The sequence below is a fragment of the Bradyrhizobium sp. UFLA01-814 genome (assembly GCF_046718885.1).
GTDB classification, from domain to species: domain Bacteria; phylum Pseudomonadota; class Alphaproteobacteria; order Rhizobiales; family Xanthobacteraceae; genus Bradyrhizobium; species Bradyrhizobium elkanii.
The window spans coordinates 74,356-90,748 of sequence record NZ_JAQOSR010000005.1 but is presented as its reverse complement, the minus strand read 5'-3'; the positions used below and the strand labels follow the sequence as shown (position 1 = coordinate 90,748).

Below are 16,393 nucleotides of genomic sequence, written 5' to 3'. Positions count from 1 at the left end.
GGCGCGGATCATGCCGTAGCCCGCACGCCGATCAAGCGCCTTAAGAGCATGATCCGATTGAATAGGATATGCTCTTATCCTTTTGTTTGGTCGTGCTTTCTTCGCGCGAACGAACCGGCATCCACTTCGCTCGAAAATGCTCTAAAGCGCAATGAGATCAGGTTGGCTCCACATCGCGAGCTCCTTGTTTGAGCATGATCTTTTCGGAAAACCGCTGCGCACTTTTCCGGATCATGCTCTAGGTCGGCGGCGACAGCATGTAGCCGAGGCCGCGAACGGTCTGGATGATATCGACTTCCAACTTCTTGCGAATGCGCCCGACGAACACCTCGATCGTGTTGGAGTCGCGGTCGAAGTCCTGGTCGTAGAGATGCTCGACCAGTTCGGTGCGCGAGACCACCCGCCCGGTGTGGTGCATCAGATAGTCGAGCAGATTGTACTCGTGCGAGGTCAGCTTGATCGGATTGCCGTTGACGGTGACACGCTTGGTGCGGGTATTCAGCGCCACCGGCCCGCAGTTCAGTTCGACCTGGGCATGCCCGGTCGCGCGGCGCAGCAGCGCCCGGATCCGCGCCAACACCTCCTCGAGGTGGAAGGGCTTGGCAACATAGTCGTCGGCGCCGGCGTCGAAGCCCTGAACCTTGTCGCTCCAGCGATCACGCGCGGTGAGGATCAGCACCGGCATCACCCGCTTGTTCCGCCGCCAGGCCTCGAGCACCGAAATACCGTCCATTTTGGGCAGGCCGATATCCAGTACGACCGCGTCATAGGGCTCGCTGTCGCCAAGGAAATGCCCCTCCTCGCCGTCGAACGCGCGATCGACCACATAGCCGGCGTCCGTCAGCGCGGTGGTGAGCTGGCGGTTCAGATCCGGGTCATCCTCAACGACGAGCAGACGCACATTGGCCTCCGAGAGTGAGCATTGCGATATCCGGCATCAAATGAGGCTTCCCGCCGTGAACGGCTTATGAATGGACCCGCAAGGCGCGGCTTATTTTTTCGTCAGGTGCACCATCCCGGGAACCCGCGCAAGCACCCCTGGTTCCCTTCATGAGATGCGTGCGAAGTGAGATCGGGTTTCAGTTTGAGGTATTTTTATACCTTGAACTGAAGGCAATTGTTGCTGGCAACGTTCCGGCGGACCAAGGCATCGAGACATGTCGGGTCATTTACAGTCGACCGGCAAGTTAACCTTCGACGACCATTTTCATGTCGCTGACACGAGCGATGCGCTAATTCAACGGCGGCGCGCCGAGCGCACATGACCGGGAAGAACGCGTTGCTTGTTTCAAAAATACGGAGGTTCGGCGTGATTGCAGGCTGGCTTGCGCTTGCCTTCATCGCCTTCGTGACACTGTCCCCGATCCAGGACCGTCCCTCGCTATTCCATCCGCAGATCGAGCATTTCGCGGCTTTCGCCGTGATGGCGCTGGCCTTCGTGCTGGGCTACCCGCGGCGCACCGCGCTGATCGTGCTCTTTGTCATCTTCAGCGCGTTCACGCTCGAGGCGATGCAATTCCTGACACCGGACCGTCACGGCCGCCTGATCGACGCGATCGTCAAGGTGGCAGGAGGTCTCGCCGGCGTCGGCGTCGGTCGCTTCATGCTGCTCGTGCTGCGCAACCAGTTCGGCCGGCTGAGGCCGGGCGTGGAGCAGTCCGCGAGCTGAGCGGCCGGCGCATTGCGCTCAATCGCGCTTCGGCGCTTCCGCCGACTTCATGTCGTCCTGCGCCATGCATTGCTGAAAGAAGTGCAGCCGGTCGCCATTCATCGGCACGGCCCCCGGTCGCTTGTAGGGGTAGACCATGTAGGCAGCGCGCAGGCAGCGCTTTGCGGTCTCGGCGGCGGGTGCGGCGACGGCGGCACTCGATCCCAGCAGGAGCACCAGCACTGCGCTGAACCGGACGGACACCCCGCTCACGGTTTCTCGCATTCCGAGTAGAACACGCCATTCGCGGCTGCCAGCCGCTGCAGGCAATGCCGCTTGTCGGTGACCGCGCCCTCGACGGTGAAATCGTAGGCCTGGGCCTTCAGGATCAGCGCGTAGCGTCCCGGCGGCAGCGGCGCGTCGTCGCGCGGCAGGACCTCGAACATCTGCGGATCGTCCTTGAGCGGCGCCGCGCGGAACGGGATCGAGATGTTGCGGATCACCCAGCTGTCGTCGCCCGGCGAAACCACCGGCTTGCCGGTGGCGTCGAACGTGGTCTGCTGGCTCACATGCGCGATCAGGCGCACATCGATCGGATCGGAGGCGCCGCCGGCACCCTCGCGCCGGAACACGATGAAGCGGAGATGTCCGTCAGGCAGCGTGGTCTCGCTCGGCCTGGTGATCGCCGCCGAGATCGCCACCCGCGGATCCGGCGCGCGCCCCTGGATCAGTTGCAACTCGTAGAGCTCGCCGCCGCTCTCGGCATAAACGCCGTACGCGGTCGGCAGCGGCCGCCTCGGGGCCGGCGGCTCGGCCGCAACGGCCGGCGCCGGCACGGCCGCGACCACCGCCGGCCTTTGGGTTTCAGGCGGCGCCGATGCCAGCGTGCCGGCAATCATCGCGCGGGCCGCGGCCAATGACACGCCGCGTTGCTGCAGCAGGACAACGGCCGCGATCAGCCCAAAGAAGGCCAGCATGACAACGTAACGCAGCGGCGCCGACGACGACCATCGCGGACGGCGCGACACCGCGGCAGGCTCGACGCGATCGAGGGTCACGGCAAATGCCGCCTCGGCATCGATCCGGGGCGGCGCCTCGATCCGCCGCGCAGCGCCCGCCGCCTCGAGGAATGCGGGCAGCGCCCGCGCCGGCGGCACCTCGAATTTCTCGACGACATTGCTTTTCGTGTGCGCTTCGACGCCTTCGATCGCCACTTCCAGCGCCTGCATCAGACGCTGCTTTTCCGCCGGATCCTCGTGCGCGAGCTGCTGCAGCTTCTGCCGCGCGAGCTCGTAGACCGCGCTGCGCAGCTGCTGCGGGTCGGAGCTCACGGAATCGATGGTTCGCGCCAGCACCAGCGCGAACTCCACCTCGGGGTGCGCAGGACCGATGTCCCTGACCGTTCTCTGGGCCGGCGTCGGCGTCATAAATGTTAGTCTGGTTTGCCCATAATGTTACAACATTCTATGTGGATTTTACTGTTAACACAAACCACCAGGCCGGCGGATAACGCCACGGTTTGACCGTCCCGATCCGAGCAGCAGCAGGATTCATTGACCCGTTCTCTGCACATCCTGGACCAGTGGTTGTTCGCGCCCAAGCGGGGCCGCCGATCCTGGCCGGACGTCCTGCTCCTCGCAGGGTGGGTCGCGCTGGTCGGCTTCCAGATCGGCCGTCACGTGATGTGGCGCGACGAGGTCCGCGCGCTCACCATTGCCCTGAACGGCGACGATGTGTTCGCCATGCTGCGAGGGTTGCATGGCGAGGGCCACCCTGCCCTTTGGTACCTTCTGCTGCGCGGCGCGCATGCCGTATTCGATCGGGTCGAGGTGTTGCCCGCCGTCGCCTTCGTGGTCGGGCTCATCACGGTCGCACTGCTGATCTTCCGGTCGCCATTCCCGCGGCCGTTGGTCCTGCTGCTGATTGCGGGCCATGCGCTGTTGTTTGAATATGTCGTGATGGCCAGGAATTACGGCATCTCGGCCCTGTTCCTGTTCGCGATCGCGGCCTGCTATCGGGTCCACCGCGATCGTGGTTTGCTGCTCGGCGCGCTGCTATTCCTGCTCGCCAACAGCAACGTCGTCGGCGCGATCATGGCCGGCGCATTCCTGCTGTTCTGGCTGCTCGACCTGCTCGACACCCAACTCGTGAGCCATGGCTGGCGCTGGTCGCCGCCACTCGCCAATTTCGCGATCAACGCAACGATCGCGACGATTGGCGTCGTCATCTGCGCCGTGACGATGCTGCCGACCTATAATGACGCCGCGGCCCGGGACTGGTCGCACGAGTCACCGCTGGCGGCGGCAATCCTTTCGCTGGTGAACCCCGGCGCGACGTCGCTGGGCGCGCTGTTTGCCAATCTGCTGCCGGGGATCGCGGGATCGGTGCTGCTGTTCGGCGCGACGCTCGGGCTTTTGCCGCGACGACCGGCCTTTCTCGCCGCCATCGCCGCCCTGTTGCTGACGTCGTTGTTCTTCGCCGTCGCCGCCAACGGCGCCTACCGCCATGCCGCGGTCTGGCTGAGCTTCCTGATCGCGCTTTACTGGATCGGCTGGAGCCGGATCACCGCGCCATCCGTCTCCCGAGCATGGCTCGACCGGCGCTTGCCGGCGATCGGACGCGTGTCGCTTCTGCTGGTGCTCGCGATCCAGACCGCCGCGGGCATCAACGATCTGCGCAACGCAGTGACCGGCGTGGTCGCGAGCCGCAGCGCCGATCTCGGCCGCCTGATCGCCTCGCGCACCGATCTGGCCGACGCGGTGATCCTCAGCGAGCCGGAATGGCTGGTGGAGGCGCTGCCGTACTACGTCAAGAACCCCGTCTATCTCGCGCGCGACCACAAATTCGGCAGCGTCGTGATCTTCTCGCGCAAGGGCAAGATGGACAGCGATCTCGGCGAGACCCTGCGCCTTGCCCGCGAGCTTCGCGACACGAGCCGCGCGCCCGTCATCGTCCTGCTGGCCTACCGGCTCGACGAGATCACGCCCGACCGGATCTACGACGAAGGCAAGGACTGGCGGACGTTCCGTGCCTCAGCGACGCAGATCCGCGATTTCCGCGAAGCGACCACGATGCTCCGCCGCTTCGGCCCCGCCAAAACCGACGAGAGTTTCGACGTCTACCTCCTCAACTAGGCGATCGATCAACGACGACAGAAAAGGACCGCGCGATGGCGCTGATGGACAGCAAGGTCGAAGCTAGCAAGCCGCCGGCTGCAAGCATCCGGCAGTATCTCGCCATCCTGCGGCTCGATCACAGCACCAAGCACATCTTCATCGTTCCCGGGATTGTCCTCGCCTGGCTGTTGCGCGGCCCGAGAGGCGAGCATATCGCAAGCGCGATCGTCCTCGGCCTTGTGGCCGCGATCTGCATCGCGTCGGCCAATTATGTGATCAATGAATGGTTCGACCGCGACTTCGACCGGCATCACCCGACCAAATCGCAGCGCTCCGCGGTCCAGAGCGCGATGGACGGCAAGATCATCGGAATCGAGTGGCTGCTCTTGGTCGCGCTCGGCCTCGTCTGCGCATCTGCGAGCAGCCGCCTGATGCTGTTCGCAACCAGCATCTTCGCCCTGCAGGGCATCGTCTACAACGTCCCGCCGCTGCGCAGCAAGGACAAGGCCTATTTCGACGTCATCTCGGAATCCGTCAACAATCCGCTGCGGCTGTTGATCGGCTGGGCGATGATCGACCCGACCTCGCTGCCGCCGGGCTCGGTGATCCTGTGCTACTGGTTTGGCGGCGCGTTCCTGATGGCGGCCAAGCGGCTGTCCGAATATCGCGAGATTGCCGCGTCCCACGGCAGGGAGCTGCTGGCGCGCTACCGCGCGAGCTTCGCGCACTATACCGAGGTGTCGCTGACGGCCTCGTGCCTCAGCTATTCGCTGTTCTCGGTGTTCTTCCTCTCGGTGTTCCTGGTGAAGTACCGCATCGAGTATGTCCTTGCGATGCCGCTGGTGGTGATGCTGTTCACCACCTACTTCTCGATGTCGACGTCGCCGGGATCGTCGGCGCAGAAACCCGAGAAGCTCTATGGCGAGCGCGGCCTGATGCTGCTCGTGCTGGCGCTGGTCGCCGTCTTCCTGGTGGCAAGCCTTGTCGACATGCCGTTCCTCGCGCGATTGGCCGAACAGCACTACATCACGCTGGATTGAGGCGCTGCGGCCGCGATCGGCGCTTTTTGTTTGAGCGTTTTCTTCACGCGAACCGGTATGCACTTCGTTCGAAAACGCTCTAGCGCCGGCGCGGATGCGCCTTCTGATGCCAGGCCCAGGCCGAGCGAATGATGTAGCCGAGATCGGACCGCCTCGCCTTGAAGCCGAGGCCGCGCTCCGACCTGGAAGGATCGGCCACCAGGATCGGCGGATCGCCGGCCCGGCGCTCGCGCACCACGCTCGGCACCGCTTCACCGGTCTCGGCGCGGATCGCGTCGAGCACCTGGCGCACCGAATAGCCGGTGCCGGTGCCGAGATTGAACACGCCGCCGGCGTCGCCCTTCAGCAGCAGTTCGAGCGCCGCGATATGGGCGCTCGCGAGGTCGTCGACATGGATGTAGTCGCGCACCGCGGTGCCGTCAGGCGTGTCATAGTCTTCGCCGAAGATCGCAAAGTCCGGCACGTGCCCCAGCAGCGCCATCATCGCGCGCGGAATCAAATGCGTCTCGGGATCGCGAAGCTCGCCGATGGTGACGGAGGCGTCGGCGCCGCAGGCGTTGAAATAGCGCAGGCAGACCGAGTTGAACCGATAGGCCGCGCGGTAGTCGGCCAGGATCTGCTCGATCATGAACTTGGAGCGGCCGTAGGGATTGACGGTCGGACCAGCGGCACTCTCGGGAATCGGATCGCGTCCGGCGTTACCATAGACCGCGCCGGTGCTGGAAAACACCAGGCGGTCGCAGCCCGCCTCCCGCATGCCGCGCAGCAGGCCGAGCGTGCCGGCAACGTTGTTGGTGAAGTATTTCTGCGGATCAGCCACGGACTCGCCGACCGCACTGAACGCAGCGAAGTGCATCGCGGCGAGCGCATTGTGCTCGCGGACGGTCGCGGCGATCTTGTCGTGGTCGGCGACGTCGCCGATCACGAGCGGCCCCCATCGCACGAAATCACGGTGACCGGTGGACAAATTGTCGTAGACGACCGGCAGAAACCCGGCCTCGGCAACCGCCTTGGCGCAATGGGACCCGATGTATCCCGCGCCACCCGTGATCAGGATCGAACCCCTGCTCGCCATTTAAAAGTGTCGTCCCTGCGCGAACCAATCCCGCGCCTCAGCAGGCGCAGTGATCGCATCGGTACGACATTCCGTCCGAGGCGGCAAAATGACGATGGGAATAGCGTTAAGACCGAACGGATTTGCTGGTCACGCAACGCTTAACGCGACCCCAGCGGCACGTTGGTCCGTTGACCGACCGGCGGCGCGTGCCGCGACGGTCTGCCATAGGGGTAAGCCGGTGTTGCCGGCGGGACCGGCTGGGTCGCCTGCGGCCGCGACGTCGGAACGCCGCCGCCCGGTCCATCGATCGAATAGCGCGTTGCGCCCTGCGTGGTCTGCCCGGTGCCCTGTGCAAGCACCGGCGTGGCTAGGGCGACGACCAACGTCGCTGTTGTGACAAGACCGGCCAGCTGCATGTCGATGCCTCGATGGGTTGGATCAGGGTCAACCGTTAATGCCTCCAATCGTTCCGGCAATGTCGCCGCAGCGCGCTGGCGATCGTCCTTGATGCGAAAAATGGCGCGGCGAAATGTCTCGCCGCGCCATTTTCGATCGATGAGGCTCGTTCAGAACTTCAGGCGCCGGCCTGCGCAACGGCGGCCCAGTGAGCGGGGTTCGCCGGGGTCTGCATCCTGACCCAGCGATAACGCGCCTGCGACCAGCTGCGGATCTGCGCATTCAGATTGTCGAGCACGATGTCTCCACCCCTGGCGCGGACCACCAGCACGAGATGATGCTCGCCGGAGGAGGTCACAACCTCGCTCAGCAGAAGGTCGCGCATCGGCCAGCCGCGCGCCAAAAGCTCGTGGCGCTTGCTGACCGCATAGTCGTTGCAGTCGCCGCGCGCCGGATTGATCAGCCATTCCTCGCCGGCAAGGCCGCGTTCGTTGCGCTGCGGCGCGATGCTGCGATTGACCGAAGCGTTGACCTCGATCAGGTCGGCGATGCGCTGCTTGGTCAGGCGCGTGGCGCCGCCGCGGAACACCATCCGGGCGCGGGCTTTCGGCTTGCATTCGTCGGCATAACGCATGCAGAACATGGTGTAGGCCATCGGCGCCAGCGTCGGCTCGCTGAAGCGGATCTTCTCGATCACGCCGCGCAGCGGCAGCGGGAATCCGACCATTCCAGCCTGGGTGTTCTGCGCGCTTGTCCCGAGCGCAAGGACGGCCAGAACCAGGGCCATCACTCTCTTGACGTTGTACATTCTTCACTCCCCACAGTGACGGGAAGCATGTACGGGAAATGTCTTGAGCTTGGGCTCAAGCGCGCGGCGGCATTTGTTTCAAATGCGAGGGTGCGCGCGAGCAGTCCGTTAACCAAGCCGTTTCGGCGGGGCGCCGTCAGATCAAGGGCCGGTTGCGGCCCGAAATCTCTCGTTCCCATGCCGGCATGGTTGGCCTGTCGTGAAGCCGCCGGCGTGCTCCGTTAAATCGCCACCCGCTGCCTGGGTGCGATCCCGCACCAGCTCATCACGAGATCGGCGAGCATCTTGATCTCGAGATCCGCGGGTGTGCCGCCGGCGAAGTCGGCGACCGATTGCCCCAAGGCGACGGCGCGCACATAGGCCGAGCGGCTGCCGATCATCGGCCCGATCTCCTCGTCGAGCGTATCGAGTTCCTCGATCAGCTGCTGGCCTTCGAGGGTGCGCTGGTCGACGCGGTTCGGCACAATCATGGCACGAAGCGCCGTTCGCCGCGTGGCACGCACCTCCCGCACGATGTCGAGCGTCCGCGCGGTGGCCTCGATGTCAAGGCCGGACGGCGTGCATGGCATCAACACGATATTGGCGACCGCGAGCACGGCGCCCAGCACCCGATCGTTCGGCGCGGAGTCCACCACGATGATCTGATGCGGAATCTGGCGCATCAGCTTGGCCCATTCGGCGACCGGCCGGGTTTCCGGATCAAGCTGGTAGACGGGGAACGACAGATTGCCGGGCTCGGCCCAGTGACACGCGGACGCCTGCGAGTCGGCGTCGACCAGTCCCACGACGCCCGTGCGCCGATCCAGTTCTGCGGCGAGCAAAACCGCAAGGGTCGTCTTTCCGACCCCGCCCTTGCGCTGGGCAACCGAGATGACAAGCGGCATCGCAAACTCCTGGCGTTATCCCCCGTACGTGCGCGGGAGGACACCTTCATCAACGAGCGTCAGCATCCGCGGCAGACAGACCCGCTTTGCGTCGTAATTGTCCCGCACGAAGCTACGCGCCTTCATCCGCATCTTCTTGAAGGCCTTGGGCCGTGACAGCACCGAGACTACCTGATCCGACAGCGCATCAATATCAAAAAACGGCACCAGCAGGCCGTTGCCATCAGAGATGATATCGCGAAGCGGGGCGGTGTCGGACGCCACCACCGCACATCCCGCGCTCATCGCCTCCAGCAGCGACCAGGACAGCACGAAGGGATAGGTCAGATAGACGTGCACCGAGGATATCTGCAGCAGCTCGAGATACGGTTCCCGAGGAATCCGGCCGAGGAAATGCACCCGGCGCAGGTCGATATCCGACTTGATCTCGTCCAGGAACATCGACTTCCAGCTCGAGCCCTTGGGCGGATTCGCGCCGTAGGATGTCCCGCTGCCGCCGACGATCACAACCTGCGCATTCGGCCGCGTGGCGAGGATCTTCGGCAGGGACCGCATGAAGACATGGAATCCGCGCACCGGCTCGAGGTTGCGCGAGACGTATGTGATCACCTCGTCGTCCGCCGACAGCGTCGCGCCGTTCGGAAGCTGAAACCGCGCGACCGGATTGGGCTTCACCTCGTCGGTGTCGACGCCCTCGTGGATCACCTCGATCTTGCTCTGAAACTCGGCGGGAAAGGTCGATCTCTGCCATGGCGTCGGCGAAACGCCCGTATCGCATTCCGTGAGCGCCAGCAGCGTGGTCGCATTCTTCAGATGGAGTGCGACATTGCCATCAAGGCCCGTCATGGGAAACTCGGGATCGAAGCCGACGTCCCTGCCCTCGGCACCGTAGTAGAATTCGCAATAGAGGATGATCCGCGCGCGCGGAAACATCGTGCGCAGCGGCAGCGTCTCGCCCCAACCGGGATGCGCGAAGATCAGGTCGGGCACGAAGCCCTGCCCCGACAGCGACGACAGCGCGTACAGAACCTCTTCGGCACGCCGCGATTCGACATCGAAGCGCCGGGCAAACGGATGGACGACCGCGGAATCCGTCTTGGTCGTCGAATATTTGAGCAGCCGGATATCCGGCGTCGTGCTGGCGGTCGATGAACCGACGGCAACGACCCTGTTGCCGGGCTGCTCTGCGAGCGCGCGCGCAATGTGGCGGTACTGGGCTGGAAAATTATTGTGGACGAACAGGACGTTCATTGGCGGGCGAGCGCGCCCCCCGGCCGCGCGGTCTTCGATTGGGGTCAGGGTCTGCATCATCACCGGCGGTGCGTCATCGATATGCAAGGGCGAAAGTATCTTACCGGATTAACATTAAGCCCCCTTCTATCACACAGATTTTTGGGGCACACTGCAGGAGACTTATCAATCCATTCCGTTAGGCTCGCAGGCGACAATGAACGAACAGATTCAGCAGAAAACCATTGATCTGGCACGGGGTCTCTTCCTGGTTCGGTACAATGGCGCAGATGATAAGGTGTCACCTCCGGTGGTGCGCGTATACGCGGATCGCGCCAGCCTTAACAATTGTAATATCATTACCGGACCGGACGTGGTCAATGGAACCCTGTTCGCGCCCGAGACCGCGCTGGTCGTGTCGGTCGCCCGGCCGAGCCGCCTGATCGTCGAGGTCACTGCGGGGCGCGTCGGCGGGTCGACCGCCGCCAATATCAAGATCGAGCCGCTGACCCAGGGACAGCCGGCTGAGCAGCCGGCCAGCCAGCCCTTCGACATGTTCGAGCCGGAGGCTGGCCCCGGCGAATTGAGCGACCTGAAGCTGCTCGCACATGTCGCGGGCCTGGGCGACGTGACGGTCGGCTCGAATGTCTGGATTGCCGGACCGTCCGCTCCGGCGCGGATCGAGGGAATCTCCCTCGAATGGCCCAACAAGCCGCACGATCTCCAGCTGCAATATGCCGTCAAGTTCGCCAGGCCGCAGCGGGGCGACAACCAGTTCGTTCCGCTCGGAACCTTTGCCGGAACCCGGGGACGCGCATTGGCCATCACGGGGTTCTCGCTGGAGGCCACGGGGCCCGGGGCGGATCGCTACGCCATCGCGGCTGAAACCATCTTCCTGGGGGCTCCGGCCCTGCGGGTCACCGGGAACCGGATCGTGGTGTCGGGTCCTTCGGGACGGGAACCGCTGGTGGGCCTCAAGCTCAATCTCGAGGAGCGCCGGGTGCAGGCAGCCCCTCTCGCGCCCCAGCAGCCGAGGCGGGTCGAGCCCGCCCCTCCGATGCCGCGCCACGAGGAACCACGCCTCGAGGGACGGGTGCGCGTGTTCCGGAGCCGGCAGGGCGCCGTCAAGACGGCAGGCTGACCATGCGGGCAGATAAGGGCGCGACTTGACCGCCGACGCGCGCAGGATCGCCTTTACGTCCAAAACGCTCCACCACGTCGATCTCGAGCGGGCCGCTGTCGGGGCGCTCGAGGCGCGCGATTTCCGCCTGGCGTTCGCGCTCGCCGACCGCCGCTGCCGGATCCTGCCGCATCCGGGTGCCCGCGCGCATCTGCTGCGCGCAGAAGCGCTGTTTCATCTCGATCTCAGGGATGCGGCGATCGCCGGCGTCGCGAGGGCGCTCGAGCTCGAGCCGGACGATCTGGTCGCTGCCCGGCGGATGATGGCTTGGGGCGACGACCTTCAGCAGATCGAGGCGGCGCGAAGCGTCACGCGGCGTGACGACGATCCGGATTCGGTCAGGGGCGCCCTGCTGCTGCTCGAACAGAGCGGCCAGGACAGCTGCGCCCGCATCGACTTTCTGGATGAAGAGGTGAAGGGATGGGTGACGTGGCGCGGGCCGGACGACCCGCACCTTTCGCTGGCGCAGGCGGATCAATCCAGCACGATCCAGCTTCCCGCCGATCCACGCCACAGATTCGCGCGTGACGGGCGACAAGCTGCGAGCTTCCGACTGATACGGCCCGCGTCCGCGACCTCGCAGCGCCTGCAGATCACGCAGGCGGACCGGGTGATCGCAAGTGTTCAACTCCCGGCCAACCGCGTTCCGGATCACCGGGCCGCACCACGCCGGCCGGCTCGCCTTCGAAACGGCGAACCTCCTCCGCTCACCATCATCATCCCGGTATACCGGGATCTGGCCGCGACGCGAGCCTGCATCGACAGCGCGTTGAATGCGCTCGCCTGCACGCCGGGCTCGACCATCGTCGTCGTGGATGATGCGTCGCCCGAGCCCGACATCAAGCGCCTGCTCAACGAGCTCGCCGCCGAGTTCCGCATCCGCCTCCTGACCAACGAGCACAATCTTGGCTTTGTCGGTGCGGTCAATCGCGCGCTCGGCGAGACCGGCGCCGGCGACGTCGTGCTGCTGAACTCGGACACGATCGTGCCGAAATACGCGCTGCAACGCCTGCGCAGCGCCGTGCAATCGACGCCAAGCGTGGGCACGGCGACCCCGCTGTCGAACAACGGCGAATACACCAGCTTTCCCATCCCGAACCGGTCAAATCCCCTGCCCCCGGCCGACGAAATCGAATTGCTGGATGAACTTGCAGGCAGCGCAAATTCCGGGATTGCCATCGACATCCCCAACGGCATCGGGTTCTGCCTCTACATTACCCGCGAATGCCTCGACGCCGTGCGCGAGCTCTCCGACGACTTCTATCGCGGCTATCTCGAAGACGTCGACTTCTGCCTGCGCGCAGCGGAGGCCGGCTTCCGCAACGTGTGCATTCCTTCGGTTTTCGTCGGGCACGAGGGCTCGCGCTCGTTTCTTGGCGAGAAGCGTTCGCTCGTGATGCGAAATCTTCGCGTTCTTGAACACCGTTACCGGCGCTATGCGACGGACTGCGCCGCATTCCTGCTTGCCGATCCACTCCGCGATTGCCGGGCCGCGCTTGAGCTCAAGCTGCTCACGAACCAGCAGGTCGCCACCGGCCCATCCGTCATCCTCTGCGGCTCGTTGGCCGGCCGCGCAATTGCCATCGAACGCTGCCGGCAGCTGGCGGCAGAGGGTCAGCACGGTCTGGTCGTGCAGATCCGCTCGGAGGGACAACGCCGGCTGGCTGCGATGTTCGATCCGGATGGCGGAGCGCCGCAGTCGATCGCACTCGATGTTGCGACGCCTGAGGGCCGCGAAGCTCTTCTGACGTTTCTCGCCGATCTCGGAATCCGGTCGCTCGAGATCGCAGAGCCGCACCGCATTCCCGGCGCATGCGTGGTGCAGCTCACGCAACGCTTTGCCTACGACCTCCTGATCACCGACACCGCGCTTGCCATGCGCGCGGCGGCTGGATCAGGCGTTCATCCGGATTGGACAAACCTGGTTGCCGGGGCGCGGCGCGTGACTGCGATCGGTGACGACGGCGCGGCCTTTTCGGAGGCCGTTCTCGGCCTGCAAGTCGTGAGGCTGAGCGCCCCGCCCGCGCCGCCGGCGCTGTATCCCGCCGTGAGCGGCCCCGCGCGTCTCGGCCTGCCGGTCCTGCACGCCAACGCCGCGGAATTTCGCTTCATACGAGCGTTGAGCGATCAACTGGCTGACGCCGACGAAGACGTCGAGATCATCGTGCTGGGGAGTACCCTCGACGATCTCAAGCTGATGCAGCGCACCAATGTCATCGTCACCGGCGATATTGCCGTCGACGACGTCGCCACGCTCGTCGAAGGTCACGGCATCACGAAATTGGTTCTCGATATCGGCGAACCGGCGTTTGGCCATCCATTGGTGGACGCGCTGCTGGCAACCGGGCTGCCGATCGCCGCGACGGAATGGAGTCCGACTGCCCCGCGGCGTGGCCGAGGCACGGACCTGAAGCTGCAGCCGGGCTTCGATGCCGATGCAACGATTGCTGCCGTATGCGACTGGGTGGTGGAGGACGTCCTGCTACAACCCGATCGGAGGAGCGGTCGGCACCGGCGGCAGATTGGCGCGCGGTTTCCATGATCGCGGCGGCCATGCAAGCGAGGAGAACGGCGTCGAATCCAGCCCCAGCAGCGGGCTGTAATAGGGATCGTCGAGCAGCACCTCGCCCCATTTCGCGCGCAGGAGCGACAGCTCGCGCCTGAAGCGTGCCCTGCGATCCGGCGCGGAATCGCGGCCACGGCTTGCCGACTCCAGATGAACGAGTTTCGCGTCCGGCGTGAACACGATCCGCTTTCCGAGCTGGCGCAGCTTCAGGCACAAATCGATATCGTTGAAGCTGATCGGAAAGCGGATCTCATCCATGCCGCCGGCAGCCACGAAATCGCGCTTGCGCATCAGGAGGCACGCCCCCGTCACCGCCGAACATTCGTGCGCCACCTGAAGCAGATCGCCATAGCCGGGATCACCATCCATCCGGTCGTTGAAGGCGTGCGCGGCCGAGAAATTGGCTCCCAGCACCACGCCACCGTGCTGCACGACGCTGCTCGGCCAGAGCAGCTTTGCACCGACGGCTCCGACATCGGGAGCTGCGAGCCGCCACAGCATCTCCGCCAACCAGCCGTCGTCGAGCGCCTCGACGTCATTGTTGAGAAAGCAGATGTTCTCCGTGTCGACGCAAGCGACGGCGGCGTTGTTGATGAATGCGAAGTTGAAGGGCCCCTCGACCGAGATGACGTCGATTTCCTGCGCGGACAGGCCATCCAGATAATCCAGCGTTTCGGGCTCGGTTGAGCTGTTGTCGACGACAAGGATCCGGGCGTTCGTCTCATTTGCCGCCGGCATGACCGTCTCGATGCATCGCTTGAGCAGCTCGGCGCGATTTCTGGTCGGAATGATAATGGTGGTGCGCTCGTTCCAATCGACGGCGCGCTTGACCCGAACGGCCGGAAGAAGGCCCGCTTTCCGCGGCTCGACATTGGCCTCGATGCCGGCCCTGGCAAAATACGCCTTGCTTGCGGCGACCAGTTCGGAGGTTGCGGCGGATGCATCAATCCGCGGCAATGCCGCAACCGATCCCGGAAGATGATAGGTTCGACCAGGCTCCGCGCAGCAAAGGAAGATGTCGTAGAGCGACGTCGCCGAGCGCAGCGCGTCCAGGGCAGGCTCCCGACGCACTGCAAAACAATACGCCCCATAGCCCTGCTCGAGCGCGCGCTCGAGATCGAATGCGGAGAACGCCAGCGGCCAGACAGCGCCGGCGCCCGCAGCAACTTCGACGTCGCCATAGACGAGATCGCACCCGGGTTCGGATGCGAATAGATCGGCGAAGCGCTGCAAGGCGTCTTCCGCGAGGATCGTTCCGCTCAGACAAAACACAAAGAACGCGCTGCCGGCGGCATCGCCCTCGACAAACTCGCGCGCTGCTTTTGGATCGAATTGACTGAACGCCCGCGCCGGCAGTGACACCGCCGACCAGGCGGAGTGCCGTTGGGCTTCGAGGCTTTCGATGCTCTCGTCCACCCTGACATCGCCGATCAGGACGACCGCCGCCTCGGATGCGACGTCAGACTGTTCAGATCGTGTCGTCGGCGAGAAGCGCTCTTTCCAGCCGCGATAGGCGTGAAACGGCATCGAGGCCGGCAGCACCCGGTCGAACAGTTCTCCACGAAGCCGCTCGCTATCCCAGCGCCCGAGATCCGCGAGCGTTTGCTCCAATCCGCGATCGAAAGCGACAAAGGAAATCGGCTCCGAGATCAGGCTCCGTCCCGAAATCGTCCGCGCGGATAGTCCGCGCATGCGACCGTCCGCAAAATGCTCGGGCAGATGAAAATCGATCCGGCGGCCGACGCCGAACTCGCCGCCCCGCGCAACGTTGGTCCACCCGGTCGGCTTCACGGTCATCACCGGCCGTTGCGCGATCAGGATTTCGATGTCCTCGTCGATGTCCTGAGCAAGCCAGCCTTCGAAGCGCAAACCTCCGACCCACTCGATATCGCCGATCCGGTGCCAGCGCGCTTCCGGCGCGGCGACATCGCAACGAATCGGAGTCCCGACCGGACTGCCGATATTTGCCAGCCTTGCCTCAATGATCGTGGCGTTCGCGCTGACCTGATCCTGCACGTTGAAGGTAAAGCCAAATCGCGCATCGCCGATCCCGGCGTCGGCAAGCTCCGTTACAAACTCGTCACACAATGATGACATGTATGGCTCGCCGTCGACGAGCAGGTCGACGGTGTAGCGTCGGCCGAGATCGGCGCGATCATAGACGAACCCGGAAAACGTCGTGCGATCGTATCTGGAGAACTGCGTTTGCAACGACGCGTATTCAGCTCCCGAGGGCTTCTGCTTGCCAATCGTCTTCGTGCTCATGTCCACCCCTGAAACGGCGGCTCGATTGTCGGTCGATTTCAAGTTGAGAATGTGTCCATGGTGCGCCCGAGGTGACTAACGGGCGCTCAGCTGCACCGAGGCGATCACCGTTTGCACAAAAAGCCGCCGAGCTCCAACACAAACTATACGCTATAAAACTTGGCGTTATCGGCGCCATTTGTGCTAGTGCTAACTCCTCCTCT

Annotated in this window: 14 protein-coding genes; 5 read left to right on the top strand and 9 right to left on the bottom strand. The window is 64.4% G+C overall.

Annotation, left to right across the window (positions count from 1 at the left end; all coding sequences use genetic code 11):
• Positions 1-238: 238 nt before the first annotated feature.
• The gene (locus PMN64_RS02915) at positions 239-901 is read right to left on the bottom strand and encodes a response regulator transcription factor (protein WP_016841655.1); all 663 of its coding nucleotides are present in this window, start codon (positions 899-901) and stop codon (positions 239-241) included.
• 408 nt (positions 902-1,309) lie between these two features.
• On the opposite strand from PMN64_RS02915, the gene PMN64_RS02910 reads away from it, so the two are divergent.
• Positions 1,310-1,669, top strand: coding sequence for a VanZ family protein (locus PMN64_RS02910; protein WP_179077249.1), 360 nt, complete (start codon positions 1,310-1,312; stop codon positions 1,667-1,669).
• 18 nt (positions 1,670-1,687) lie between these two features.
• Here the strand turns inward: PMN64_RS02910 and PMN64_RS02905 are convergent, their stop codons facing one another.
• Positions 1,688-1,921 (bottom strand): hypothetical protein, encoded by a 234-nt coding sequence (locus PMN64_RS02905; RefSeq protein ID WP_411779650.1) that lies wholly within the window; start codon positions 1,919-1,921, stop codon positions 1,688-1,690.
• The gene (locus tag PMN64_RS02900; RefSeq protein ID WP_411779649.1) at positions 1,918-3,075 is read right to left on the bottom strand and encodes a hypothetical protein; all 1,158 of its coding nucleotides are present in this window, start codon (positions 3,073-3,075) and stop codon (positions 1,918-1,920) included. The genes PMN64_RS02905 and PMN64_RS02900 overlap by 4 nt, the downstream gene beginning before the upstream one ends.
• A 126-nt stretch (positions 3,076-3,201) precedes the next feature.
• Here PMN64_RS02900 and PMN64_RS02895 point away from each other — a divergent pair, with 126 nt between their 5' ends.
• The gene (locus tag PMN64_RS02895; protein ID WP_411779648.1) at positions 3,202-4,782 is read left to right on the top strand and encodes a hypothetical protein; all 1,581 of its coding nucleotides are present in this window, start codon (positions 3,202-3,204) and stop codon (positions 4,780-4,782) included.
• Between the two features lie 35 nt (positions 4,783-4,817).
• The gene (locus PMN64_RS02890) at positions 4,818-5,804 is read left to right on the top strand and encodes a UbiA family prenyltransferase (RefSeq protein WP_411779647.1); all 987 of its coding nucleotides are present in this window, start codon (positions 4,818-4,820) and stop codon (positions 5,802-5,804) included.
• Between the two features lie 79 nt (positions 5,805-5,883).
• Here PMN64_RS02890 and galE read toward each other — a convergent pair whose 3' ends face one another.
• The 5 genes from galE to PMN64_RS02865 form a co-directional block, all read right to left on the bottom strand.
• Positions 5,884-6,879, bottom strand: coding sequence for a UDP-glucose 4-epimerase GalE (gene galE, locus PMN64_RS02885; RefSeq protein ID WP_411779646.1), 996 nt, complete (start codon positions 6,877-6,879; stop codon positions 5,884-5,886).
• A 140-nt stretch (positions 6,880-7,019) separates the two neighbouring features.
• Complete coding sequence (locus PMN64_RS02880; RefSeq protein ID WP_411779645.1) at positions 7,020-7,277, bottom strand: hypothetical protein; 258 nt, start codon at positions 7,275-7,277, stop codon at positions 7,020-7,022.
• A gap of 158 nt (positions 7,278-7,435) precedes the next feature.
• Entirely contained in the window at positions 7,436-8,065 is a 630-nt protein-coding gene (locus PMN64_RS02875; RefSeq protein ID WP_411779644.1) for a transglutaminase-like cysteine peptidase, read from the bottom strand.
• 221 nt (positions 8,066-8,286) lie between these two features.
• On the bottom strand, positions 8,287-8,949 hold the full coding sequence (locus tag PMN64_RS02870) for a ParA family protein (protein ID WP_028345280.1): 663 nt from the start codon (positions 8,947-8,949) through the stop codon (positions 8,287-8,289).
• Between the two features lie 15 nt (positions 8,950-8,964).
• Positions 8,965-10,200: a glycosyltransferase family 4 protein gene (locus PMN64_RS02865; protein ID WP_411779643.1), complete on the bottom strand. Its 1,236-nt coding sequence runs from the start codon at positions 10,198-10,200 to the stop codon at positions 8,965-8,967.
• Between the two features lie 196 nt (positions 10,201-10,396).
• Between PMN64_RS02865 and PMN64_RS02860 the strand changes: the two genes are divergently transcribed.
• Entirely contained in the window at positions 10,397-11,320 is a 924-nt protein-coding gene (locus PMN64_RS02860; RefSeq protein WP_411779642.1) for a hypothetical protein, read from the top strand.
• 25 nt (positions 11,321-11,345) lie between these two features.
• The gene (locus PMN64_RS02855) at positions 11,346-13,901 is read left to right on the top strand and encodes a glycosyltransferase (protein WP_411779641.1); all 2,556 of its coding nucleotides are present in this window, start codon (positions 11,346-11,348) and stop codon (positions 13,899-13,901) included.
• Here the strand turns inward: PMN64_RS02855 and PMN64_RS02850 are convergent.
• Positions 13,842-16,190: a glycosyltransferase family 2 protein gene (locus PMN64_RS02850; RefSeq protein WP_411779640.1), complete on the bottom strand. Its 2,349-nt coding sequence runs from the start codon at positions 16,188-16,190 to the stop codon at positions 13,842-13,844. The genes PMN64_RS02855 and PMN64_RS02850 overlap by 60 nt on opposite strands.
• Positions 16,191-16,393 lie beyond the last annotated feature (203 nt).

Excerpts from the sequence above, each read along its gene's own strand:
- PMN64_RS02900 (WP_411779649.1), bottom strand. The coding sequence starts at position 3,075 with ATGACGCCGACGCCGGCCCAGAGAACGGTCAGGGACATCGGTCCTGCG.
- PMN64_RS02890 (WP_411779647.1), top strand. The coding sequence starts at position 4,818 with ATGGCGCTGATGGACAGCAAGGTCGAAGCTAGCAAGCCGCCGGCTGCA.
- galE (WP_411779646.1), bottom strand. The coding sequence starts at position 6,879 with ATGGCGAGCAGGGGTTCGATCCTGATCACGGGTGGCGCGGGATACATC.
- PMN64_RS02880 (WP_411779645.1), bottom strand. The coding sequence starts at position 7,277 with ATGCAGCTGGCCGGTCTTGTCACAACAGCGACGTTGGTCGTCGCCCTA.
- PMN64_RS02875 (WP_411779644.1), bottom strand. The coding sequence starts at position 8,065 with ATGTACAACGTCAAGAGAGTGATGGCCCTGGTTCTGGCCGTCCTTGCG.
- PMN64_RS02870 (WP_028345280.1), bottom strand. The coding sequence starts at position 8,949 with ATGCCGCTTGTCATCTCGGTTGCCCAGCGCAAGGGCGGGGTCGGAAAG.
- PMN64_RS02865 (WP_411779643.1), bottom strand. The coding sequence starts at position 10,200 with ATGAACGTCCTGTTCGTCCACAATAATTTTCCAGCCCAGTACCGCCAC.
- PMN64_RS02860 (WP_411779642.1), top strand. The coding sequence starts at position 10,397 with ATGAACGAACAGATTCAGCAGAAAACCATTGATCTGGCACGGGGTCTC.
- PMN64_RS02850 (WP_411779640.1), bottom strand. The coding sequence starts at position 16,190 with ATGAGCACGAAGACGATTGGCAAGCAGAAGCCCTCGGGAGCTGAATAC.